Genomic DNA, 24,359 nt, shown 5'->3' with positions numbered 1-24,359 from the left:
TAGGATGGCAAAAGGTCAGTCTTTACAAGACCCATTTTTAAACGCTCTACGAAAAGAGCGCATTCCTGTTTCAATTTATCTGGTGAATGGTATCAAGTTGCAAGGGCAAGTTGAGTCATTTGACCAGTTTGTTGTGTTACTTAAAAATACCGTCAGTCAAATGGTATACAAGCATGCGATTTCTACAGTAGTCCCATCACGTGCGATAACAATGCCATCTAATCATAACGACAACGACGGAAGCCAAGACTAATTCCGGAGTAAATGTTTGTTTGATCGTTTTGATGCTGGTGAAAATGCCGTTCTTGTTCACGTAGACTTTTCGGACGAACAAAACAAAGAAGACCTCCAAGAACTGCAAATGCTTGTGTCATCTGCCGGTGTTAATCAAGCCGGCATTGTCACGGCAAAGCGTAATGCTCCTCACGCTAAATATTTTGTTGGAAGCGGCAAAGCTGAAGAGATTGCTGCTACTGTTAAATCTCTCGACGCAGACGTTGTCATCTTTAACCACGCGTTGTCACCTTCTCAAGAAAGAAACCTAGAAGCTCTTGTCAAATGTCGCGTATTAGACAGAACCAGTTTAATACTCGATATATTTGCACAACGCGCACGCACGCACGAAGGTAAATTACAAGTCGAACTAGCGCAGTTAAAACACATATCAACGCGTTTAATCAGAGGTTGGACTCACCTTGAGCGGCAAAAAGGGGGGATTGGTTTGCGAGGCCCAGGCGAAACGCAGTTAGAAACCGACCGACGCCTGTTACGCGGACGCATAAAATCGATATTGAAACGCCTTGAGCGTGTGCAAAAACAACGAGAACAAGGGCGGCGTTCACGACAACGCGCAGAAATCCCTACGGTGTCACTGGTGGGCTATACCAATGCCGGCAAATCTACCCTGTTCAATACAATCACTGAAGCGGGTGTGTATGCCGCTGATCAGTTGTTTGCAACCTTAGATCCTACGCTAAGAAAAATTGAGTTAAATGAAGTCGGTGCGGCTATTTTGGCTGACACGGTGGGCTTTATTCGGCATTTACCGCATGACTTGGTGGCTGCTTTTAAGGCGACGCTGCAAGAAACGCAAGAAGCTGATTTACTGTTGCATGTGGTCGATTATTCCGATGCCCAGCATCAGGAAAACATAGATCAAGTCAATGAGGTGCTCGAAGAGATCGACGCTGACGACGTGCCGCAACTTATAATCTGTAATAAAATCGACAGGCTTGAGGCAGTAGAGCCAAAAATTGACAGAAACCAAGAAGGTCGCCCAATTAGGGTCTGGGTGTCGGCGCAACAAGGTTTGGGTATTGATTTATTGAGAAATGCCCTCACTGAATGCTTACGTGAGTCGATGATTAACTGTCAATTGTGCATTCCGGCAAGTGATGGAAAGATTCGTGGTTTGCTATATAAAATGAACTGTATTTTAGAGCAAGGTTATTCGGATACAGGGGAATGGTTGGTAAATGTACAGATGCCAAGTTCAGATTGGCATCGAATGGACAAAAAAGTTGAGTATAGACTCAGCCAATATGTTGTGCATTAGTCTTGATTTGTTGAGCAAGGTGTAAGGTTTCTTACACTTTTATTCGCGAGTGAGTAAAACTATTCGCGAATTGTTCTAGTATAATAGTTAGTTCGAGTAATTGTGGAGTGTGTACTTATGGCTTGGAATGAGCCTGGCGGTAATAACAACAATAATGACCCTTGGAAAAACAAGGGGGGAAAAGATCAGGGACCACCTGATTTAGATGATGTGCTTAAGAATATTTTCGGTAAATTTGGTAAAGGCGGAAATAGTGGCTCATCAAATGGTTTAAGCGGCAAAGGACTTGGATTTGCCGTTATCGTCGCGCTTGTTGTTTATGCCTTAAGCGGTTTTTATACGATAAAAGAAGCAGAGCGAGGCGTATTGTTGCGCTTTGGTGAATACAACGGTCTAGCAAACCCAGGTCTTCAGTGGAAGTTTACGTTTATTGACCAAGTTATACCCGTAAACATTCAGGCAATTAACTCTCTTCCTTCAAGAGGCGCCATGCTTACCGAAGACGAAAACATGGTCGGCGTTGAAATGGAAGTCCAGTATCGTGTTATTGACCCGCAACAATGGGTATTTGCGGTTGTCGACCCTGAAAAAAGCTTGAATCAAGCTTTCGACAGTGCCATCCGGTATGTGATTGGTCACTCAAAAATGGACGATATTCTGACTGGCGGTAGAGAGATAATTCGAGCTAGAGTACTAGAAGAGCTGCAAAGTATTGTTTCACCCTACGAGATGGGTGTTTCGGTCATCGACCTTAACTTTACTAATGCGCGCCCACCAGAAGAAGTACGCGACGCGTTTGACGACGCGATTGCGGCGCAAGAGGACCAAGAGCGGTTTATTCGAGAAGCCGAAGCTTATGCGAAAGCCAGAGAGCCTGAAGCGCGCGGTGTTGTCAATCGTATGAATGAGGAAGCCCAAGCCTACAAGGAGCGCGTTATTCTTGAAGCACAGGGTGAGGTGGCTAGGTTTGAAGCACTGTTACCTCAGTATGCAGCAGCACCCGATGTAACACGACAAAGAATATATCTCGAAACAATGGAGCAGGTCTTTAGTAATACCAGTAAAGTGATGGTCGACACTGAAGGCAATGGCAACATGATGTATTTGCCACTGGATAGAATTATGCAGCAACAGGCACCAGTGAGAGACAATCAAGTGCGGATTGACCCAAACCAGTTTCAAGGTATCGCTAACGGTTTGAGTTCGAATCGCAGACAAGATTCATCTCGTAATACGTCTTCAAGACAAGGGAGAAACTAAACTGTGAAACCAATTTATGCGATTTTTATAGCCGTTTTGCTTGTACTTGGTTACAACTCTCTATTTGTTGTCTCAGAGGGCACGCGTGCCATTGTGATTACCTTTGGAAAGGTAAAAATGGACGAGACAGAAACCCCTGTTGTTTATGATCCCGGTTTACACGGTAAGATACCTTTTTTCGCTCGTGTACAACGCTTAGATGCGCGTATTCAAACCTTGGATGAACGCGCTGACCGATTTGTTACGAGTGAAAAAGAAGATCTGATTGTTGATTCGTACGTCAAATGGCGGATCACCGATTTTGCACGTTATTATCTGTCCACTGGCGGCAATATATTACAAGCAGAAACCCTACTTAAACAAAAAGTCACTAACGGTCTACGTTCTGAATTTGGTACGCGCACTATACAACAGATTGTATCTGGTGAGCGCAGTGAATTGATGGACGATGCTTTAACACAGACGGCAGACAGTTCTGATGAGTTAGGTGTAGAAATCATTGATGTTCGTGTAAAACAAATTAACCTACCTGTCGAAATCAGTAATTCAATTTTTGATCGGATGCGTGCAGAGCGTGCTGCAGCTGCAAGAGAATACCGTTCAAAAGGTCAGGAGCAGGGTGAAATTATTCGAGCCAATATTGATGCAAAGGTGACCATCATGTTAGCCGACGCAGAACGTAATGCACGTCAACTGCGCGGTGAAGGTGATGCCTTAGCGGCGGAAATATATGCACAGACGTACAACAAAAGCCCAGAGTTTTACAGTTTCTTGCGAAGTATGGATGCCTATCGTCAAAGCTTCAATAGTAAGTCTGACATATTGGTTATCGAGCCAGATAGTGATTTCTTCAAATACATGAATCAAAGTTCAGGCGCTAAATAAGCAATACTCCACGTTTTGTATTGTAGAAGCCCAATATAGATATACAGCCTCTATATTGGGTTTTTTATTTGTGCTAAAAATTGCTTGATAGCTTTTGGTTTGCCATACATAAAACCCTGAGCAATATGGCATTTTTGCTCGGTTAAACAAGACTGCTGTTCTTTTGTTTCTACACCTTCTGCTATGACCGTCAAATTAAGACTTTTTGCCATTGCAATGATTGCGCTGACAATGGCTTTGTCGTCCTCGTTTTCATTAATACCTTCAATAAAAGACCGATCTATTTTAAGCGTGTCGATAGGTAAGTGTTTTAAGTAGGACAACGAACAATAACCTGTTCCAAAATCGTCTACTGAGATGCGAATACCAATATCGCGAATCTCCTGAAGGAACATTTTTACTTTGTTGTAATTGTTAATAAGTACGCCTTCTGTCACTTCTAATTCGAGTAGAGTGGGTTGTATTTCATATTTTTCTATTTGCTGCCTGAAAAAGTTGATTAAATGCAAGTCATAGATTTGTTTGGGGGAAAAATTGATTGAAATAGGTAACTGTATCCCTTGTTTTGAGAATTCTGCTTGAATACTGCATACTTCTGCGAACACCCAGCGACCAATTATATTTATTAGATCGCTGCGTTCTGCGATCGGAATAAATTCGACGGGTGAAATGAGTTCGTCATCTAGTCGCCACCTTAATAACGCTTCTGCTTTTATCACCTGTTGATCGTTGAGGTCGCAGATAGCTTGTAAATGCACTTCAAGCTGCTGTTTTTCAATTGCGCTCTTGAGCTCATTTTCAAGGAATAGTCGTCTTTGTGAGTCTGTTCTGAGCTTTTCTGAGTAGATGATCACATCTTTTGATATCGATTCTTTGGCCTTGTTTAAGGCAAGCTCTGCACAACTGATTAACTCTTCTGCGTTAATTGCATTTAAGGGGAAATGGGATATACCGATTTTTACTGGGAGGACGCATTTTCTGTTGCTTTTAGTAAACAAACTTTGCTTTGCCATAGCACATATTTCGTCAGACAACCTTAGTATTGCGTGTTCTGTCTCTTGAGCCGTTTGGTTTTTCGCATGTTTCCTTAGAATCATGAATTCGTCCGCACCCACACGAGTCATAAAATCATTCTTAGAAAGTAGAGAAGATATGCGTTTAACCACTTGATTCAACAAGTCATCACCCTCTAAATAGCCATATAGCTCGTTTATGCTGCGAAAGCTAACAATATCGATACTAAGCAAACTCACTGCTTGACGCTCATTGACTTGTTTTTGCAACTCTTGCCAAAAATACTGTCTATTAGGCAAACCTGTGAGAGTATCGTGTAAGGTAAGTTCTTCGTTAGTCTGCAATAAGTACTTAAGACGTGTGATGTCACTAATCGTAAAAATCCAATACGACACTTTGCCAGCATCAGAAAATACAGGGTTAAGGTTTACTTTTAACCATTTGTGTGGCGAAGGAGGGCCATGCCAGTATAGTTCTCCAGACCATTCTCTTAATTGAGAAAAAACGTCTTGAATGTCGTGATGTTGTCGCTCAAATAGAGACTTTAATATACCCAATATTTTATGCGGGTTTTTGTCTTTTGTGCTATCAAAGATCTGCCAGACCATGGGATTGAGTTCGATTGGCTCAAGGCGATCGTCAGTAATTATGACACCAATATCGGCGTGTTTGATTGCGTGAATGAGAGGTAAGCCTATACCGGAGTCTGAACTTTGAATAAGAATTGAGCGAACCCGTTCACTCAGGTAATCGTGTCGCTCTACGACTTCATCATTCGAAATGAGCAGCTCTCTTGCAATCTGCAATGTTTCTCGCTGTTGGCTGTAATAGTCGGCAACATTGGTGAGAACTAATAAAGGCTGTTCGTCAATTTTGGCTGCAATAGCTTCTAAATGTAGTTCGCCATTTTCGGTTGATTCAGTCCAGATCCCACTGCGTATTTGACCGCCTTCGCAGTGTTCCCAAAATGCATTTGCATCAATGATAAAGTCATCAAGAAAAACCGACTGATTATCCACACTGAATTCACTGTAGTTGTGTATATTATGGAACAGACTATCGATCCAGTCTGTGCTGCCTTCTAACAAGCAAAAAATGTCGTCGTCCAAGCGTTTTAGAACGATGCAATCAATCAGTCCCAGCGTGTGAATGAGTGAAGTGTACATGGTCATCCCTGACTAACAAGTTTGCCGATGAATTCAAACATGGCCTGTACACCGTTGCCAGTCTTAGCACTAGTTTTAAATATTTTCGCAAAGCAGTGTTGGTTTTCCGTTAAAATCGCCTCATTCCAATTTATAGACGCGTTTAAGTCTTCTTTGTTAACGGCGAGTACAACGGGGCTGTCAGTATGCTCTTGGGTAGAGTTGTAGAGTTCAATTGCCTCGCTCAGCGTGTTAAAGCGGCTAATATCAGCGACTATAATTAGCCCTGAACAGCCTCGCAAATAGCGCGGATTAAAACCGCTGTACCGATCAACGCCTTCTATGTCCCATAACAGTAACTGTACAGGGCTAAAGCCAGCGTTGACTATTTTTTTGTCTACTTTTACGCCAATAGAGGTCAAGTATTTTTCGGAAAAAATGCCCTCGATAAATTGCTTTATGAGACTTGTTTTTCCAACGCCGCTCGATCCTAAAATACAAATTTTTTTTTGTAGCATACTTTTATTTACACACGTCGAATTCCATTTGGTTACTTTGTATAAGTAAGGTAAAGCTCCCTCTCTGGCGCGTTTACCTTCTAAACCTCGTAAACAGCCTCTAATACATTATCGAAAAAATAGCCTTCCTTGCGCTCGAACTCAGTCTATCACTTTCGATTTGTCCCGCAGCAAACGCTTGTAAGTAACGCTCATCAATTCCTTGTTGCATAAGCATAGTCTTCACGTTTTCTGCTCGTTCAATACTCAATATTTGATTTCGAGTTTGTGTGCCTTGGGTATCGCTGGTACCCAAAATTAATAATAGCGGAGTTTTATTCATTCGTTCAGTAATAATTTTGATTTTGTTCAACTTTTGTGCAATCAAACTGATCTTGGTCAATTCAGAAGGGCTTACTTCACTCTTGTTTATACTGAATTCGATTTGTATCGAAGAGATTTCGCCAATTAGTTGACCGAGAACTTTTTCTGTTACTTCGGCATTTGTTTTTTGAGCGAAAGTAGTGATTTGTCGTTTAATTGAAAAAAGATCTTCACTTAAGGTCGTTAACTCTACACCCGGTATATTTTGAAGCGAGGTTTCAAACTCAATAAACTGGTGTAAGCTCAGTGCGTTTTGTTTTTCGGGTAACAGCGACAATTTACCGTTTTCAAATAGGATATTAGGGAAGCGCTCACTCAGCGCTGCTACTTTTCGATAGATCACGGTTTTCGAGAATGAAATTGTCGGTCGCTCGGCGATATGAAGCCAATCCTGCTCAATTGATGTTTGCTTTAACCAGTCAGTCAATGAAATCGCCGACGGGTCTCGGAGCACGGTAAGATGGATATTATGTATGCCTTTTATCTCAAGCTGTTTTAACTCTATCCCATTCACTCCCGTCAACATTTGCTGTAATTGTGTGCTTGCAGAAGCGGTTTGCCAATACAAAAATCCCCACCACCCGACAAGTAGGGCAACGCCAGCAATTGCAGTCGAGGCGAGCCATGTACTTTTTTCTTTTTCAGCTCGTTTTTGTTCAGACATTAAGCAGGAGAATAAGGCGCTGTCTGTGTCACTGAAAGCCTGTGTATCGCCGTCAAAACTCGTCAATTTATCAGCGTGTAGTTTGTGTATATGCTCAAGGGTTGTTTGTAGCTGATGTTTAGCGGCTGGGGAAAGAAGCCCTGTCACCGAGACAACAATTAAGGCCGACGGTCCCTGTTTTAGATACAATGAAAACTCTTTCGTTTTAATTTCTGACAGTGTTTGCTCTTCATTGGAAAGATGATCTGAAAATGAATCTGCAACAAAGTCATTGATTGCTGTCAACATTGAGGACACAAGAACTGAATTATCATCGGCGACACCTTCAGCTGATACTGAATTTAGCAGTATTCCTGTTTCCTTGTGGATTAACAGTACTTGGTGAATCTTAAATATATGGGTTTTGGCAATGATGTACTTGGCGAACGACATACCAGAACGCCAAGCTTCATAGCGCCACTTCAAACCCTTTGGCGACAAAGAGTGTTCTATTAGCTCATTTGTCTTGTCAATAAACTCTCGTAGACTTGAGGCTATATACTTCCTTGCTAATTCCCCTACTAAGGGAAAAACGTAGTCAACAATTTCCTTTCTCTGTTGCTTAAAGGATTGTTGAATTGAGCGCTCAACCACAGGCATTAATACTTGGGATACACTCTTGTCCAGCTTCTCTCTGTCGTTAATGGCCTCGGCAACGACTTCACTGACCATTTGTCGTGCATTCCGTTGGATTTCAGCTCGCTGTTCATTGAGCGGTGTGCTCAATAATAACTCGCGCAACTTGTCGAGATCCTCTTTGGCACGTTGGACGGCATCAACTTTTTTGTTTTCTGAAACTAATTGCTCAGATGGTTCGCTCGGCATGACCTCTACTACCTAGTCGTCCGCATCTAAATTGGTGGCGACGTCAGTTAGCAATTGTGCCAAGGTCTTGCGATCGGTTTTACTATTTGACAGATTATCTGATACAGCGTCGAGTTTTGTCATTAACTGCTCGACGGCCTGTTGCAAGTCTGCTTGTAGCTTGTTTACTTCACTATCTAGGCGTTCATGGAGCTTTTGCGTATCGTCTTGACTGGCGCTCTCAGCTATTTCAATTTGTGCACTCAGGCTTTCAGTGATCTCAAGAAGTTTATGTTGATTGTTTTCTTGAGTGTTGTCTGTTTCACTGAGTTTGTTGAGTAAATGTGTTTGATTTTCGGCAATGGTTTTTTGTATTTCCGTATACTGTTTAGATATATCCGATTGCAATTGCTGCATTTCGGCAGAAAAGCGTTGATTGAGGTTTTCAATCTTATCCTCTAATTCTTGTTTGGCAGCACCAAAAACAATCATTCTCAGTTGTTCTAGTTCGCCAAGCACTTCGTTAGATGCCTGAGTTGTCGCTTTTGTAGCCATATCACAATCCTTGCTTTTGAAATGCCGTGCTAAAACTTTTGACAATGAGCTTGTGTCGTCACGGCAAGGTTTTGCTCGTTAACTATCACATTAGGTCAGTTAGTATAATCTCTCCGCATACTATTTGTACAATAAAGCTGGGGTCTATTGCACTTTTCTGTACAATTTTTCTGCAAATATCACCAACCCCCAATTATTTATGAAAACCCAGATAAATTTGGTTAGTATAATTTTCTGGGTCAGCTAAGTTTCCCATAAACAGACCCTATTCTAACTATAAAAGACAGGATCAGCGTGTGACGACAGATTCGCAAACTAAAAAAAATAAAATTGAACTTGAACAAACTGGGTGGTTTTCAAAATTTCTCTCTACCGTCGAGTGGCTTGGAAATTTACTTCCGCATCCCATTACACTTTTTGCTTCACTCGCGCTTTTCATTGTTTTGCTAAGCGGTGTACTTGGGTATTTTGATATTTCAGTGCTTGACCCCCGCCCTGAAGGCGCAAAAGGTAGAGCGGAAGATGGTGTGATTTCTGTTGTCTCGCTTTTAAATGCAGAAGGCCTGCAGAGAATAGTGACTGGTTTAGTCACCAACTTTACAGGCTTTGCACCATTGGGCACGGTCTTGGTCGCACTACTTGGCGTCTCAGTTGCCGAGCATTCTGGTTTGCTGAGCACAATGATGCGAGCAATGGTAATGAATGCATCTAAAACCGGTGTTACGGTTGTGGTCGTGTTTGCCGGTGTGATTTCAAATACTGCTTCAGAGCTTGGTTATGTGGTCTTAGTGCCTTTAGCCGCGATGATATTTCACTCTCTAGGGCGTCATCCTCTAGCTGGTCTTGCTGCCGCTTTCGCGGGTGTATCCGCTGGCTACAGTGCTAATTTATTCATTGGTACGGTGGATCCCCTTTTGTCTGGTATTACTCAGGATGCGGCGAGAATAATCGACCCAGATTACGTGGTCGGCCCAGAGGTCAATTGGTTTTTTATGGCTATTAGTACTTTTGCAGTGGCGATTATGGGCGCAGTGGTGACAGCTAAAATAGTTGAACCAAGATTGGGGGAGTACGACCCAAAAGAAGCCGCTATCGATTTGGGAGAACAAAAAATCGACGCGCCAACAGCATTGGAAATTCGCGCAATGAAATGGGCTGGTGTGTCCTTTGTCATTTTGTGCGCCTTGCTTGCTTTAACGGTGGTACCAGAAAATGGCATCTTACGACATCCAGAAACAGGAAAAGTGGCGGGAAGCCCATTTTTAAAAGGTATTGTCGCTTTCATATTTATCACTTTTGCCGTGCCTGGTTTTGTGTACGGGCGGATAGCGGGTACGATGAAAAACGACCGAGACGTTATTGACGCGATGTCCAAAAGTATGGGGTCAATGGGTTTGTACATTGTTTTGGTGTTTTTTGCTGCGCAATTTGTCGCATTTTTTAAATGGACAAACTTAGGCACTGTGTTAGCGGTTAAAGGCGCTGCTTTTTTGCAAGCAACAGGACTTGATGGCCCCGAAGTCTTTGCGTTGTTTATCATCATGTGCGGCATTGTCAATTTGTCTTTGGGCAGTGCTTCGGCACAATGGGCGGTGACGGCACCCATTTTTGTCCCTATGCTGATGCTGATTGGTTACGCCCCAGAAACTATTCAAGCGGCTTATCGCATCGGTGATTCTGTTACCAATGTTATCTCACCGATGATGAGTTATTTTGGTTTAATCTTGGCTGTCGCTGCGCGCTATAAAAAAGATATAGGTATGGGAACCTTAATTGCCACGATGCTACCTTATTCGATGGTGTTTATTGTTGGTTGGACAATATTGTTCTACCTATGGGTTTTTCTGTTTGGTTTGCCAGTAGGGCCGGGCGCCGCCACATACTATGCACCATAAGTGAAAAACATTTTTTCTGCGCTTATGGTCTTCATAGGGTCATTGTTTCGTAGTTAAATCATTGCAATACAATTGGATAAGTATGAAGTACCGTTCTCAAGAAAATTTTACTCACGCACAGGCTGATAAAGTAGGTGTGTTAATAACTAATTTGGGCACACCAGAAGCGCCAACAAAGCAAGCGCTGCGCCCCTATTTAAAACAGTTTTTGTCTGACCCACGTGTGGTCGAAGTACCCAAGTTAATTTGGTGGTTTGTATTAAATGGTATCATTTTAAATATTCGTCCAAAGCGCTCAGCTCATGCTTATAGCACGGTGTGGACTGAAGATGGCTCGCCTTTACTCACGCATACCAAAGCACAAGCTACGGGGATAGCATCGCGTATTAAGCTTTTATATGGTGACAGCGTGGTTGTTGATTTTGCAATGCGATATGGACAGCCTTCGATTGAAAATGCCATAGATAGTATGCTTTCTGGCGGTGTCCGAAAGCTGTTTGTTTTGCCCTTGTACCCGCAATATTGTGCCTCAACTTCAGGCTCGACGTTTGATGCAGTGGCAAACGATTTTTTACGCCGCAGGTGGTTACCTGAGCTGCGTTTCTTAAACCAATATCACGATGAACAGGCGTATATTGAATGTGTTGCGGCAAAAATAAAAGCGCATTGGGACGAGCATGGTAGAGCGGATAAGCTGATTTTTTCATATCACGGCATACCAAAGCGTTATTTAGTTAACGGTGACCCTTATCATTGCCAGTGCCACAAGACTTCACGTTTGATCGCGACGTATTTAGATTTGGGCAAGAATGATTATATGACGACGTTTCAGTCGCGCTTTGGCCGAGAAGAGTGGCTGAAGCCCTATACTGATGAAACGCTTAAGCAATTGCCAAGTAGCGGCGTAAAGTCGATTCAAGTCGTTTGTCCAGGATTTTCATCGGATTGTTTGGAAACCATAGAAGAAATAGGCGTAGAAAATAGAGATTATTTTTTACAGGCGGGCGGTGAGCGATATGAATATATTGAGGCACTTAACAGTGACGACAATCATTTGGATATGCTGACAAGTATTATTCAAGCACAAATAGGTGATTGGGTAACGGTAATCAATAAAGGCAATCAAGATAAGCACAATAGCAACGCACGCGCCAAACTCTTAGGGGCAAAAAAGTGACTAGTAAGCCGAGCACAGGTCACAAAGTGCAGCTCGATAAACCGCAAGATCAAGCATCTGTGAATGATGAGCTGCAAGAGGGACAAACGACCTCAGAAGTAGACAATATCAAAAGCGATTTCGAACCTGATGATAGTTTTCGTGCACCTGATGCCCTACTAAAAGCACAAGCTCTTGCAAATCTGCTTGATACAGCAGTAAGGGTGCCTTTCATTGGCATTCGTGTAGGCTTGGACTTTTTGATCGGTTTGATTCCAGGTATTGGCGATACTTTGATGTTACTAGCATCTTTACGCATAGTGTATTTAGGCAAAAAAATGAATCTACCTAAACCGCTAATGGCAAAGATGATTCGAAACGCCGTTATAGACTATGGCTTGGGTTTTATTCCTATTGTAGGTGATATTATCGATTTGTTTTTTAAAGCCAATCAGCGCAACGTAAGGATAATGGAACAATATTGGGTAGCAGAGAACAAGGACATCATTGACGCGATTGCCAAACGCAAATACGAAGAGTGGGAAAAATCAACGCAAAACAATAGGATGTAGTCCATCGCTATTAGTTAGGGTCAACAGACCCTCATCATTCATAAGGTTCGTGATGTTAGATAAGAGTGAAATAAAAAAAATAGATAAGGTTGATGCATCTGTCTCACCGGAGCAGATAGCGCGATTTGACGCGTTGGCCGAAGAATGGTGGAGCCCAAAAGGGAAGTATAAGCTGGCGCTTGATTTTAATGAGGCTCGTGTCGATTATTTTGTTGACAAAATTGCGCGTCACTTTGGACAGCACCCCGATAAAATAAGCGGTTTAGAGGGGCTGCGTATCCTCGATTTAGGGTGCGGTGGTGGTTTAGTGAGTGAAGCGCTCGCTAAACGCGGTGCGATGGTAGTGGGTATTGATGCCAGTGAATTAAGTGTGCAAGTGGCCAAACAGCATGCGATAAAGTCAGGTTTAGATATTGACTACCGAAATGTGCTTGCAAAAGACTTGATTGACGACGGAGAAATGTTCGATGTAGTGATTAACGCAGAAGTGATTGAACACGTATCAGACCAGAAAGGCTTAGTAAAACACTGCTCACAACTCACTCGAGAAAATGGGGTGGTGGTGCTTGCCACACTCAATCGAACTATAAAATCTTTCATATTTGGCATTATTGGTGCTGAGTATATTATGCGTTATCTACCCGCAGGTACGCATAGCTGGGGCTTGTTTGTGACTCCCTTGGAGCTAAATAGTTGGGCATCCTTAAGCCGTCTTCAGCTGATTGAGGAAAAAGGCATGAAGTACAATCCGTTTGTGAAGCAATGGAAGTTGAGCAAGGATCTCAAAGTTAACTACGTACAAGTTTACAAAAAACGTGCTAAATAACCTTAACTCCGGATAACTTAACATCCATCTAAATGTCGCTATGCGCTAGAGACTTGGTTTCTGCCTTGGGTTTTTGAACTGTATAGCGCTCTATCCACTCTCTTGAATATGCTATCAGGTGTGTCTTCTTGAATAAATTGGCTCACTCCAAAACTTACGGTAAATGACGGTAAAGTTTGGCTATCAATTTTTTCTATTAAACGGCGCAGTTTTTCGGCTACCTGTTTAGCTTGGTTAAGATCTAAATCTCTCACAAGTATCGCAAACTCTTCACCACCCAATCGAAATAGTGGATCGGTTTTTCTTATGTTTTGTTGAATTAGAAAAGTCAGGTATTTAAGCACTTTGTCACCGACATCATGGCCGTGAGTGTCATTAATTTTTTTGAAATGATCCACATCAAATAGTATGAGACTGACCGGCAGGTCTTGTTTTGCGTGCTCAATTTCCTGAACTAACGCATCTTCCCAATTGTGGCGATTAAAAGCACCTGTTAGTTTATCGGTAGTGGCGAGCTTGATTAGTTGATTTTCGAACTCGTATCGATTTGACCTCTGCTCATCATACTTTTGCATAAGTTGATGGATATCATTTGCTAACTCAGAAAGCTCGTCATTGCTGGTAGATAGCGGTGTTTCAGTCGTGTCGATAGGAGATTGGTTGACGATAGAGCGTTGGAGTGTTTCGATCTGACCATGAATATGTCCCATGCGTTGTCTAAACGAATGGATGATATACGCAGTTATATGTACGCCGATAAACAGCGCACTCAGCCCGAGTGCCGCATTAACGAACAAAAATTCTCTTTCGTGTTTTTCTGTGTTTTTAGCAATTTCTTCGGTTAGGCTTTCTACTCGTTTTAACAATGTGATTGTTTGTGTATCTAGCGCAGCGTTATGTTTTTCTAGATCCATCCAGTATTCATCCCTCAAGTCTATAGACTTAGCCACGCTGGAAAATACATGTTCTACTTTGTCTTGAAATTTATCATGGGCATTTTTGTATACTTGTATTTCACTCAATGCTTGTTGGTGCTCCGCTACTTTACTTGTGATGAGTGTTTGTGCGATGCCCTCTTTAATGATTGTTGAGGCGCTAGCTAACTGCTCATTCAGTGCCGTATTCAAACGGATAAATTCTTTTTGCAAAGGCTCGAAGGAAGCAGATTTGTCAAGTTTGATATGTAACTGCCTGATGAGTAAGTGTTGCTGGAGTTGAAGTATCTCAATTTCTGCAATTACTTCAGTAAGCGGTATATCAATTTCTGCAACTTCCCGCATTTCTTTGTTGATTGCGAGAAGTTTAATAATCGAATAAACAATGACGACGAGGATGAAAGATAGCAATATTGTCGACAGGCTACCTATTTTTCGGGTGAGTGATTCAGAAAGCCATTGAAAAGATAAACGCATGAATGTGTTTTTCCAGTTTGGGAGTAATTACAAAAAACAACTCGGCTGAACTTAGCCTTTATGATGCATCAATATATCGGCCAATATAATTGGATGTTGAGAGTAACGATACTCAATTTAGTGATTGCGCATGGATTACATGAGCGCATGTCGCGACTATGCAAAGCCAGTTGTAGTAAGTACTTGTCTATAAACAAGAAAGCGATATGATGAACATATGAGTCATAGCTTGTGAGAAGTCCTTAAATGAAAAACAAATTAAGTTGTTACCTAATGGTAATCAAGAGTTGCGTGTTGCTCTCACTTACTGCTTGCACAGGTGTCACTGATCAATCTGCAAGAGATCGTATTGCAGAAAAAGAGGATTTAACGAGCAAAAACATCACTCAACAAAGGGCATGGCCAGACCTAATCAATCTTGCCGACTTTATTGAAGACAAAGCTGACCGCACTGCGGGTACACAACTTGAGCGGCAGATGGCTGCTTGGATCGCAGAACAATGGACGCGCCAAGGTCACAAGGTGGAGCATTTACCTTTTAACTTCGAGCTAGAAGAGCAAGCCTTGCGTTCACAAAATTTGTATATCGACATCCAAGGTCAAAGTGATGAAATAATCGTTGTTGGCGCTCATTACGATGCGGTAGGTATCGACACTGGTTCGCACGGGCTTATCGATAACGGATCGGGTGTCGCGGCTTTGATTAGCCTAGGAGAATTGCTAAAAGACAAAACTCTGCCTTTTACCGTTCGATTGTTGGCGTTTGGTGCAGAAGAACGGGGTCTTTTAGGCGCTAAAAACTATGTACAGCGCAAGGACGTCAAAATGCATAAAACGATCGGTATGATTAATTTGGACACTATTATTGGTGGCGACAAACTTTATGTACATAGTGCACACTCTACACCTTACACTTGTGATTTTGTTACAGAGCCCACCTACGCGCACGGTGTAAAGCTGAGAGACGCGATTAAAAAAGTATCTGTTGAGCTATATCCTAGCTCGCCGCACTTGCTGCATCCGGCTGTGGCTGGTTACCCCGAAGGAGAAACAGGCTCATGGTCAGATCACTCTCCCTTTGCTTGCAGTGGAATTGATATCGCTTACCTTGAAGCAACTAATTTTGCTATCAACGGCAAAAATGGTTTCGACGGTTACTCCCAAGTCGCTGATGAGAAGTATTGGGATTGCTTTGATGAAAACAATTCAACTGCCTGCAATCGAGAGCGAGAAAAAGCTTGGGGTGAAATTTGGCATACTAAGTTTGATCGGCGTAGTGCATTGTTTCCGCATATGCAGGTAAGGCTCCAAAAACAGCAAGAACAAAATGTGCATACACTTTATGTTTTTCTCCGCAATGTACCTAAATATATGGAAGGAAAGTAATGAAAGCAGTCGGTTATTTGTCATCCTTACCACTCGATGCACAAGGTGCATTGGTCGATATAGAGTTACCTCGCCCCGTCCCCAGTGGGCGTGACTTACTGGTGAAAATATCGGCTATATCGGTCAACCCCGTCGATTGTAAAGTACGCAAACGGGCACAAGGCGAAAACGGCAATTACAAAGTGTTGGGGTGGGATGCAGTAGGGGAAGTAGTTGAAGTTGGCGACGAGGCGCAATTATTTAAAGTGGGTGATGTTGTGTACTACGCGGGTGACATCACTAGGCAAGGCTGCAATAGCGAGTATCATTTGGTTGACGAAAGGATCGTCGGGCTAAAACCGAATAGCTTGTCAAATGCTGAAGCGGCAGCCATACCCCTAACCGCTATTACTGCTTGGGAGCTATTGTTTGAGCGCTTACAACTTGCCGAAGGTGACTTATCAGCTAAGGATACTTTACTGATTACGGGAGCAGCCGGAGGCGTCGGCTCACTGCTAATACAGTTGGCTAAACATTTAACTCAGGCAACGATTATCGCTACTGCATCGCGACCGCAATCCCAAGCTTGGGTTAAAAGTTTAGGCGCAGACTATGTCGTTGATCACGCCAAAGCATTAGCTCCTCAGCTTGAGGCTTTTGGCTTAACAAATGTGACACATGTGGCTAGCTTAAATGCGACTGATAGCTATTTTGAACAATTTGTAGCCTTGCTCGCTCCTTTCGGGAAGCTTGCGTTGATAGATGATCCAAGTGCGATACCAATAAACAGTTTAAAACAAAAAAGTATATCTCTGCACTGGGAACTCATGTTTACCCGCTCCATGTTCAAAACCGACGATATGATCTCGCAACATCATCTGCTGAATAAGGTTTCTGCACTGATAGATAGTGGCGCGATAAAAACAACGATGGGCAAAAACCTTGGGGCTATAAACGCCAAAAACTTAATTGCCGCGCAGCGCGAACTTGAGGAAGGAAAAGCAATCGGTAAGATTGTGTTGGAGGGGTTTTAGTTGGCAGTGCCTGTGCGTACTAATTTTTCCCTAAGTGGAAATGTTGCCAAATTGAATGTTGATTGTCACTATCATTGAGTATGCCCAGTTGAGGCTGAACCTCCAAATATAATCGCACCTTGCTCACGCTATTGAGTTGTACTACTTAAGTTTTCGCTATCGTCGCCGTTAACCAATCTAAGTTCTACCAAGTTGAAAAAAGAGTGGCTGATGATTGTGAGTAAGAGCCTTGCCCGACTGTCCGCAGTGAGTTTTATTATTATTGCTTTTTGCAATACTGCACGTGCAGAAGAAGTCTTGATAACTTTAAAAGACGCAAATGGTCAAGTAGTGAAAAACACGGTTGTTACTGTGTTTGGGCAGGATCTCACGGCCATGCCAGCCGAAGCAGAGCCGACAATAAAACAAGAAAACAAGCAGTTTACGCCCCATATCAAAATCGTTCCGATTGGTGCAGAAGTCAATTTCCCTAACCTAGATAGTGTTCAGCATCACGTATACAGTTTTTCTGAGGCAAAAACATTTGAGCTTGCTCTCTATGATAACTCAAGTAAGTCTACTGTTGTGTTTGACACGGGCGGAATAGTCGAAATGGGGTGTAATGTACACGATTGGATGCTCGGTTACGTGTACGTAACTGACGCACCGGTATACGGCAAAACAGACGACGATGGCCAGCTACGACTTTCTTTGCCATTGGGGAGTTACAGCTTAAAAACCTGGCATCCTCGACTTAAAAATGAAGATATTGACCGAGTGATCGATTTGTCTGTCAAGGAACCTTCGCAGGAAGTAGTGGTAATGTTGAAAAATGAGTTATTACCTGACGAGTTGAAATACGAAGAAGATTACGATTTTGACGATTACGAATGAGTGGCTGGCAAGTGGTGAGTAAATGGACAGAGTGAAATTTAGTAAAATTCTCGCGGCTAGCTTCAATACATTTTTATTCACGCTGGTTACCGCGATTGTAGTACCCCAGAAAAGCTATGCGGCAGGAATAAGTGGGCGGATTGAAGCCGCAATAATTAATTCTGATGACCCCGTCACTTGGCAAAAGAATGGAACAGGTATACTGCGTGCAGAAGATAACGGAGTAAACATTACCCAAACTTTCCTGAAATATCAAAGCAAGGCGTGGAATGGCTGGTCCTTCAAAAGTGTTTTAAACGCCTATGCTGATGGTGAAAAAAACGTAGGGATAACCCAAGCATATGTTACTTATAAACCCTTGTCCGCATCTAAGATAAAGCACAAAGCACGCATTGGATTCTTTTATCCTGAATTTTCTGTGGAAAATACCGCTGCTGGCTGGTTGTCGCCTTATTTTTTTACACAATCAGCCATCAATAGTTGGTACGGAGAAGAACTACGTACAGCAGGTGCTGAATTCAGTTGGTACTCACTCGGTCGACAGCGTAAAAGTCCATGGACTTGGGAATTTATTGCCGCGGCGTACAAGGGCAATGACACATTAGCGACTATTCTTCCGTGGCGAGGTTTTGCGTTTCACGATAGACAAAGTCTGCATCACGATAGAATATTGTTTGCGCCAATTCCCGGTGTCATTAGCGAAGAAGGTGTAAATGGCCCCGCGTGGACAGAACCCTTTAAGGAGCTAGATGGGCGAGTAGGATTCTACCTTGGTGCTCATTTTAAGTATTTGCGCAAAACAGATATCCGATATTATTTCTACGATAATCAAGCTGACCCCAATGTGGTCAATGAGCAGCGTTTGTACGGCTGGCGAACGAAATTTCATAGCCTAGCTTTACAACACAATCTAAATAAAGAACTGCGGGTGTTTTTTCAGCTATTAGATGGTTCAACCGATATGGGAAAACGCGTGGTATCTGCCGACTTCTCTTCATATTTCATTGGGTTTTCTTGGCGCCCTCCAGCATACAGGAGTCATCGTTTATCGGCTCGTTATGACTGGTTTGACGTAGATGAAACAGACAATGTTCGGATCGATCCCAACAACAGTGATGGTCAGGCGCTAACGCTGGCTTGGCGATACTCCCTCAGCAAACGCATTGAAATAGGTCTTGAATGGCATCTTAATCAAAGTGATGTCGAAAATAGAGTATTTTTTGGACAAGAACAAGAGCAAACCCAAACGCAGAGTATGGTGGTAGTCAGCCACCTATTCTAAAAGGTAGGTACTTATTCAAATTTTTTAGACGTTTTTGTTGCGATCAGTTTTTCGTGATGCTGCGTAGAATTAGATTATTAGTCAAAGCGGAGCTATTCTATTTTGGGAACAAGCAAACAAATGGTCATCCCTTGTGGATTTCAAAAATGGTTTGCTGGCAAGGAATGGGTAATACGGCGTCATCAGAAAGAAATGCTTGCGCGTTTTGCCAACCGAGAGTCCTGCTTACTCATTGCGCCTACAGGCGCAGGTAAAACGCTTTCAGGTTTTTTACCCAGTCTCATAGATTTGTCTGAACGAGACAAACAGACTAAAAAGTCACTCCACACATTGTATATCTCTCCTCTCAAAGCCCTGACCCACGACATTGAGCGAAATTTACGTCAGCCAATTTCTGAAATCGGTCTAGACATTGAAGTTGCCTCGCGAACAGGGGATACCTCTGCTTACCAGAGACAAAAGCAAAGAAAAAGTCCACCTGACATATTATTGACAACGCCAGAATCGCTCATGTTGATGCTGTCATACGCTGATGCACCGAATATTTTTTCTGGGCTGAAATGCATAATTTTGGATGAAGTACATAGTTTTGCGAACACAAAGCGGGGAGATTTTACCGCTTTGGCAATGGCACGCTTACATGCTTTAAACCCGCATGCTATTCGCTTTGGTTTGTCCGCTACCGTTGCCTATCCAGACGATTTGGCAAAGTGGTTAGGTGTAACGGGTAAACCTTGCAAATTGATAGTGGTAAGCAATAAAGTTAAGCCTGAACTGACCATTCTACGAAGTAAAAGTCGCATGCCCTTTGGGGGATTTACAGCTAAATATGCGATAAAAGAAATATATGCAGAGATTGAAAAGGCAGACACGAGTTTAGTTTTTGTTAATACACGTGCCCAAGCAGAATTGATTTTTCAGTTGTTATGGGAAGAAAATGTCAGTGCTCTACCCATCGCTATTTATCACGGAGCCTTATCAAAAGAACAAAGAATAAAAGCTGAAAGCTTAATGGCAAAAAATCAGCTTAAAGCCATAGTGGCTACCTCAGCACTAGAATTGGGAATTGACTGGGGTAATGTTGATTTGGTCATTCAAGTCGGAGCTCCAAAAGGGATTTGTCGCTTGTTACAGCGTATCGGTCGGTCAAATCACACACTTGACAAGCCATCCAGAGCAATACTTGTACCAGCTAACAGATTTGAGGCATTGGAGTGCCTTTGTGCAATTGACGCAATCAACAATGAAAAGCTAGACGGCGAAAAAGCCCTGGATGGGTCGCTAGACATCATTCCGCAATTTATTCTAAATTGTTTGTGCAGTCAAAAAGCCACTCAAGAAGAAATTTACCAGCAAATACGTAATGCACCTCCCTATCAACACTTGGAAAGAGAAAGCTTTCAAAAGCTATGGGAGTATACTGAAGACGGTGGATATGCATTAAAAGCTTACGATAGATATAAGCGAATTCAGTTGATATTACCTAATTTATACGAGCCTGCTAATAAACGTGTTATTGCCCGTCATCGCCAGAACATCGGGACTATTGTAGAGGCTGGCCGGATGCGTGTTAAGCGCTTGAGGCGAAAACACCAAGGCAAGATAATTGGTGAGGTAGAGGAGTATTTTGCGCAACAACTTGTCAAAGGAGACACCTTCTACTTTGCTGGGGAGGTTTTGCAATTTGAATGTATCAAAGATTTGATAGTTGAGGCTAGATCAGGAAAGGCGAAAGAGCCTAAGATTCCTAGTTATGTTGGGGGGCAAATGCCTTTGTCTACAGACTTAGGTGAAGCTGTTCGACATTTGTTAAATACCCCTGAACAATGGCAGCGACTACCAGCAACTGTGCGTGAATGGCTCGCTCTACAACAGGCTTATTCCGTGTTGCCTTGTTCGAATAAAGTACTTATTGAACAGTTCTCGTATCGGCAGGCAGAGTATACTTTGTATTACACGTTTGAAGGACGAAAAGCCAACCAAACTCTAGGCATGTTGATTACTAAACGCATGGAAAAAATGGGATTAAAACCTTTGAGTTTTTCAGTCACTGACTACGGCTTATCGATTGCTAGTATTCAACCAGTCCTACACAAACACATCGCAAAAGTTTTTGCGCCAGATATATTGGGTGATGAATTAGAAAATTGGATGTTAGAAGCCGCTATGTTAAAGCGAGCTTTTCGGCAAGTTGCCATTGTAAGCGGGCTTATTGAACAACAATATCACAGCAGCAAAAAAACAATAAAGCAGGTGACTTTCTCTAGTGACCTGCTCTACGACACATTGAAAAAATATGACCCGGATCACGTATTGTTGAAAGTCACTCGGCAAGAGGCAGAACGAGAACTACTAGACCTTACTCGTACTGCCAATCTCCTCATTCGCTTTGAGCGGGCATATACCTTCAAAAGTCTATCTAAACCCTCTCCACTTGCTATTCCTATTGTATTGGGTGTGCGTAGTGAACGTATTTCAGGCAATGGGCAGCAGGCATTACTTGAGCAAGCCAACTTGTACAAAGAAGCAGAAGATATGATGCAAGACATACGACAACTACTAGAAAATAGTGAGGTACAGTGATTGACGCTAAAGAACTAGAGCTGAAAATCAAGCAGAACAAGGCGATCCCAGTAAAGTTTTGTGGTCAACATCTGATATTGGACAGTGATGGCATCATTTTTTGGCCTGCATGCAATACACTAATAATTTCCGATTTACATCTTGAGAAAGGCAGTTTTCTCAATCAGTTTGGCAACACTCTACCGACTATTGATACACACGACACACTCGTGAGAATGCAAGTTGCGATCGAAAGATACAAGCCTGCTTGTGTGATTTGTTTGGGCGATAGCTTTCATGACCGAAATGCTGTTAAGCGCATGCATGAAAATGACCTAAATTTTCTGAACAGCACGATTTCAGGGCTTAAAAAATGGATTTGGATATTGGGGAATCATGACCCAGTTATTCCAGATAATATACTTGGTTTGCGTATGAAACGTACTACCTTATTTTCAATTGAGTTGTGTCATGAGCCCAGTGATATTTGTATACCAAAGTCGCATGAAGGACAAATTTTCGGGCACTTTCATCCAAAGATATCGACATATATTTCGCGACAGAAATTCACTGGTAAGTCCTTTTTACTGGACAAAAATCTTCTATTGATGCCTGCTTTCGGCAGTTATACAGGTGGTTTGTCAGTTGACGATAAAGCGATAGCAACACTATTTTGTAAACAATCAACAAAAACGTACTTGCTATACGACAAAAAACTCATTATGTTATAAAAATATATACTAATGTATAGTAGACAGTCCTAAATGTCTGTTTTAGTTTAGATTCTATAGTGCCGCTGTGTCACGACAACGGTTTACCAACTTGGCTCGTAAGGTATTACGAGTCATACAAATAATAATTAAATTGGTGTCCAAAATGAGGCTTGTTGTAAACATAGTATTTTTTATACTATCGGTGCCCTTCGCGCTAGCCTCAGACGACCTCGTCATTCACACTACACCGGTTAATCCCCAACATGCTGATTTACATCAAATACTAGTCAAATCATATCAGTCACTCGATGTGCCAGTAGTCTTTACGACGCTCCCTTATACCCGGGGCGCGATTAGTGCAAACTATGGTGTGATCGATGGCCTTGATTTGCGGCTCGAATCTCATGCAAAAGAGTACAAAAATCTTGTTAAAGTTAACTACCCCGTTTATATAAGCAATATCGTGTTGGTGGTAGATAAACAGCAATGTATCTCTTGCTCAACATCTAAGATTTCGTCTATTGCTAGCGTGAGTGGTTACAATTTTCAGTCTCATTTTGATAGTGAGGTATTGCTAAACTCAAAATCTGTGGAGTTTGCAGATCACGGTAAATTGTTTAAGTTTTTTGATGGCGAGAGGGTAGAAGGCATTGTGGTCGGAGATATCTTTTTACCACAAAAGTATTTGGATAATCCTCGATACCAGGTTTATCGTTTGGGTAGTCAGAAAGTGTTTCACTATTTAAATGAAAAGCACCGTGAACTGGCAAAAAAATTAGCCTCAAATTTTAAACGCTTAAATGAGCTTATCCCTGCCGGTTCTGCGACTAGCAGAAGCAATACCCCTAAAGCACAAACTGCAGGTATGACTTTTAGCGGCAATATTTCGCTAGATCATAGTCAAGAGTTGAGTCAGTAACGCTGAGTTAAAGCAACAGCCCCTAGCTACCCCAGCGCTTGTTTATTTCATTGTAAGCGTCTATGCGTCGGTCTCTAAAGTATGGCCAGATCCGTTTTACATCTTCTGTTCTTGTCATGTCGATGTCGACAATGAGTTGCGCTTCTTCCGCATCACTTGCCATCGCTAGGATCTCTCCTTGAGGACCAGCGACAAAGCTGTGACCCCAAAAATTTATGCCGGGATCGCCCGATATTGGTGAGGCTTCAAAACCAACACGATTAGCTACGACCACAGGGACAGAATTCGCTACAGCATGTGCGCGCTGAATGGTCTCCCATGCACCTTGTTGACGTTGCTTTTCATCAGCTGAATCTCGCTCATCCCAGCCAATTGCCGTTGGGTAAAATAAAATGTCCGCTCCGTTCATCGCCATCAGTCTAGCGGCTTCGGGATACCATTGATCCCAACACACCAATACCCCTAGGTTACCAATGCTGGTTTTTATTGGCTCAAAGCCCAAGTCCCCTGGTGTGAAATAGAATTTTTCATAAAAGCCTGGGTCATCGGGAATGTGCATTTTTCTATACATGCCGGCAATTTCGGTACTCTTATCGAAAACTACGGCAGTGTTGTGGTACAGACCTGAGGCTCTCTTTTCAAACAAAGACGTGATCAATACCACCCCACATTCGGCGGCGAGTGAGCCAAAAAATGCGGTAGCTTCTCCAGGAATAGGCTCGGCTAAGTCAAAAGTATCAACGTTTTCTTCTTGGCAAAAATACAGCGTCGAATGCAATTCTTGTAAGAGGATACATTCGACGCCTTGCTGAGCCAATAACCTCACTTCCTCAGCTGAACGCTGCCAATTGAGGTGTTTATCGTTGCTACTGACTGATGCCTGAACCAAGCCTACTTTAAGAATATGTTTGTTGTTTTGCATATACGATCTCTATAAAAAACCTTTTA

The 24,359-nt window shown here is 42.5% G+C and carries 21 protein-coding genes; 15 read left to right on the top strand and 6 right to left on the bottom strand.

Going from position 1 to position 24,359, the window contains the following annotated elements:
* The first annotated feature begins 4 nt into the window (after nt 1-4).
* The 4 genes from hfq to hflC all read left to right on the top strand — a co-directional run bounded on the left by hfq (nt 5) and on the right by hflC (nt 3,700).
* Nucleotides 5-253, top strand: a complete 249-nt coding sequence (gene hfq / locus ACFOHL_RS11810; protein ID WP_376920436.1) for an RNA chaperone Hfq — start codon at nt 5-7, stop codon at nt 251-253.
* Nucleotides 254-268: 15 nt separating this feature from the next.
* Nucleotides 269-1,555, top strand: a complete 1,287-nt coding sequence (hflX, locus tag ACFOHL_RS11805; protein WP_376920435.1) for a ribosome rescue GTPase HflX — start codon at nt 269-271, stop codon at nt 1,553-1,555.
* Between the two features lie 117 nt (nt 1,556-1,672).
* Nucleotides 1,673-2,815, top strand: a complete 1,143-nt coding sequence (gene hflK / locus ACFOHL_RS11800) for an FtsH protease activity modulator HflK (protein ID WP_376920434.1) — start codon at nt 1,673-1,675, stop codon at nt 2,813-2,815.
* Nucleotides 2,816-2,818: 3 nt separating this feature from the next.
* Nucleotides 2,819-3,700, top strand: a complete 882-nt coding sequence (gene hflC / locus ACFOHL_RS11795) for a protease modulator HflC (protein ID WP_376920433.1) — start codon at nt 2,819-2,821, stop codon at nt 3,698-3,700.
* Nucleotides 3,701-3,750: 50 nt separating this feature from the next.
* Here the strand turns inward: hflC and ACFOHL_RS11790 are convergent, their stop codons facing one another.
* From ACFOHL_RS11790 to ACFOHL_RS11775, 4 genes are all read right to left on the bottom strand, one after another.
* Nucleotides 3,751-5,880: a putative bifunctional diguanylate cyclase/phosphodiesterase gene (locus ACFOHL_RS11790; RefSeq protein WP_376920432.1), complete on the bottom strand. Its 2,130-nt coding sequence runs from the start codon at nt 5,878-5,880 to the stop codon at nt 3,751-3,753.
* A 2-nt stretch (nt 5,881-5,882) separates the two neighbouring features.
* Nucleotides 5,883-6,377: a Rab family GTPase gene (locus ACFOHL_RS11785; RefSeq protein WP_376920431.1), complete on the bottom strand. Its 495-nt coding sequence runs from the start codon at nt 6,375-6,377 to the stop codon at nt 5,883-5,885.
* Nucleotides 6,378-6,477: 100 nt separating this feature from the next.
* Nucleotides 6,478-8,268, bottom strand: a complete 1,791-nt coding sequence (locus ACFOHL_RS11780; RefSeq protein WP_376920430.1) for an OmpA family protein — start codon at nt 8,266-8,268, stop codon at nt 6,478-6,480.
* Nucleotides 8,269-8,280: 12 nt separating this feature from the next.
* On the bottom strand, nt 8,281-8,802 hold the full coding sequence (locus ACFOHL_RS11775) for a hypothetical protein (protein ID WP_376920429.1): 522 nt from the start codon (nt 8,800-8,802) through the stop codon (nt 8,281-8,283).
* 296 nt (nt 8,803-9,098) lie between these two features.
* On the opposite strand from ACFOHL_RS11775, the gene ACFOHL_RS11770 reads away from it, so the two are divergent.
* The 4 genes from ACFOHL_RS11770 to ubiG all read left to right on the top strand — a co-directional run bounded on the left by ACFOHL_RS11770 (nt 9,099) and on the right by ubiG (nt 13,251).
* Nucleotides 9,099-10,697 carry an AbgT family transporter gene (locus ACFOHL_RS11770; protein WP_376920428.1) on the top strand — a complete coding sequence of 533 codons (1,599 nt, stop codon included), beginning with the start codon at nt 9,099-9,101 and terminating at the stop codon, nt 10,695-10,697.
* An 82-nt stretch (nt 10,698-10,779) separates the two neighbouring features.
* Complete coding sequence (gene hemH / locus ACFOHL_RS11765; protein WP_376920427.1) at nt 10,780-11,874, top strand: ferrochelatase; 1,095 nt, start codon at nt 10,780-10,782, stop codon at nt 11,872-11,874.
* A gap of 107 nt (nt 11,875-11,981) precedes the next feature.
* Nucleotides 11,982-12,425 carry a DUF4112 domain-containing protein gene (locus ACFOHL_RS11760; RefSeq protein WP_376920462.1) on the top strand — a complete coding sequence of 148 codons (444 nt, stop codon included), beginning with the start codon at nt 11,982-11,984 and terminating at the stop codon, nt 12,423-12,425.
* 52 nt (nt 12,426-12,477) lie between these two features.
* Complete coding sequence (gene ubiG, locus ACFOHL_RS11755) at nt 12,478-13,251, top strand: bifunctional 2-polyprenyl-6-hydroxyphenol methylase/3-demethylubiquinol 3-O-methyltransferase UbiG (protein ID WP_376920426.1); 774 nt, start codon at nt 12,478-12,480, stop codon at nt 13,249-13,251.
* A 38-nt stretch (nt 13,252-13,289) separates the two neighbouring features.
* Here the strand turns inward: ubiG and ACFOHL_RS11750 are convergent, their stop codons facing one another.
* Complete coding sequence (locus tag ACFOHL_RS11750) at nt 13,290-14,663, bottom strand: GGDEF domain-containing protein (protein WP_376920425.1); 1,374 nt, start codon at nt 14,661-14,663, stop codon at nt 13,290-13,292.
* Between the two features lie 246 nt (nt 14,664-14,909).
* On the opposite strand from ACFOHL_RS11750, the gene ACFOHL_RS11745 reads away from it, so the two are divergent.
* The 7 genes from ACFOHL_RS11745 (at nt 14,910) to ACFOHL_RS11715 (ending at nt 23,411) form a co-directional block, all read left to right on the top strand.
* Nucleotides 14,910-16,049, top strand: coding sequence for a M28 family metallopeptidase (locus ACFOHL_RS11745; protein ID WP_376920424.1), 1,140 nt, complete (start codon nt 14,910-14,912; stop codon nt 16,047-16,049).
* Nucleotides 16,049-17,062: a zinc-binding alcohol dehydrogenase family protein gene (locus ACFOHL_RS11740; RefSeq protein WP_376920423.1), complete on the top strand. Its 1,014-nt coding sequence runs from the start codon at nt 16,049-16,051 to the stop codon at nt 17,060-17,062. The genes ACFOHL_RS11745 and ACFOHL_RS11740 overlap by 1 nt, the downstream gene beginning before the upstream one ends.
* Nucleotides 17,063-17,272: 210 nt before the next feature.
* Entirely contained in the window at nt 17,273-17,935 is a 663-nt protein-coding gene (locus ACFOHL_RS11735; protein ID WP_376920422.1) for a methylamine utilization protein, read from the top strand.
* A 22-nt stretch (nt 17,936-17,957) separates the two neighbouring features.
* Nucleotides 17,958-19,217: a hypothetical protein gene (locus ACFOHL_RS11730; RefSeq protein ID WP_376920421.1), complete on the top strand. Its 1,260-nt coding sequence runs from the start codon at nt 17,958-17,960 to the stop codon at nt 19,215-19,217.
* 120 nt (nt 19,218-19,337) lie between these two features.
* On the top strand, nt 19,338-21,800 hold the full coding sequence (locus ACFOHL_RS11725; RefSeq protein WP_376920461.1) for a ligase-associated DNA damage response DEXH box helicase: 2,463 nt from the start codon (nt 19,338-19,340) through the stop codon (nt 21,798-21,800).
* Nucleotides 21,797-22,510: a ligase-associated DNA damage response endonuclease PdeM gene (pdeM, locus tag ACFOHL_RS11720; RefSeq protein WP_376920420.1), complete on the top strand. Its 714-nt coding sequence runs from the start codon at nt 21,797-21,799 to the stop codon at nt 22,508-22,510. The genes ACFOHL_RS11725 and pdeM overlap by 4 nt, the downstream gene beginning before the upstream one ends.
* 145 nt (nt 22,511-22,655) lie before the next feature.
* A complete protein-coding gene (locus ACFOHL_RS11715; RefSeq protein WP_376920419.1) occupies nt 22,656-23,411 on the top strand; it encodes a hypothetical protein in 756 nt (251 codons plus the stop codon).
* Nucleotides 23,412-23,433: 22 nt separating this feature from the next.
* Here the strand turns inward: ACFOHL_RS11715 and ACFOHL_RS11710 are convergent, their stop codons facing one another.
* Nucleotides 23,434-24,333, bottom strand: coding sequence for a carbon-nitrogen hydrolase (locus tag ACFOHL_RS11710; RefSeq protein WP_376920418.1), 900 nt, complete (start codon nt 24,331-24,333; stop codon nt 23,434-23,436).
* Between the last annotated feature and the right edge of the window lie 26 nt (nt 24,334-24,359).

Origin of the sequence: Agaribacter flavus, assembly GCF_042646125.1 — a bacterium.
Lineage (GTDB): Bacteria > Pseudomonadota > Gammaproteobacteria > Enterobacterales > Alteromonadaceae > Glaciecola > Glaciecola flavus.
The sequence above is the reverse complement of the archived record's forward strand: the minus strand, read 5'-3'. Positions and strand labels throughout refer to the sequence as shown.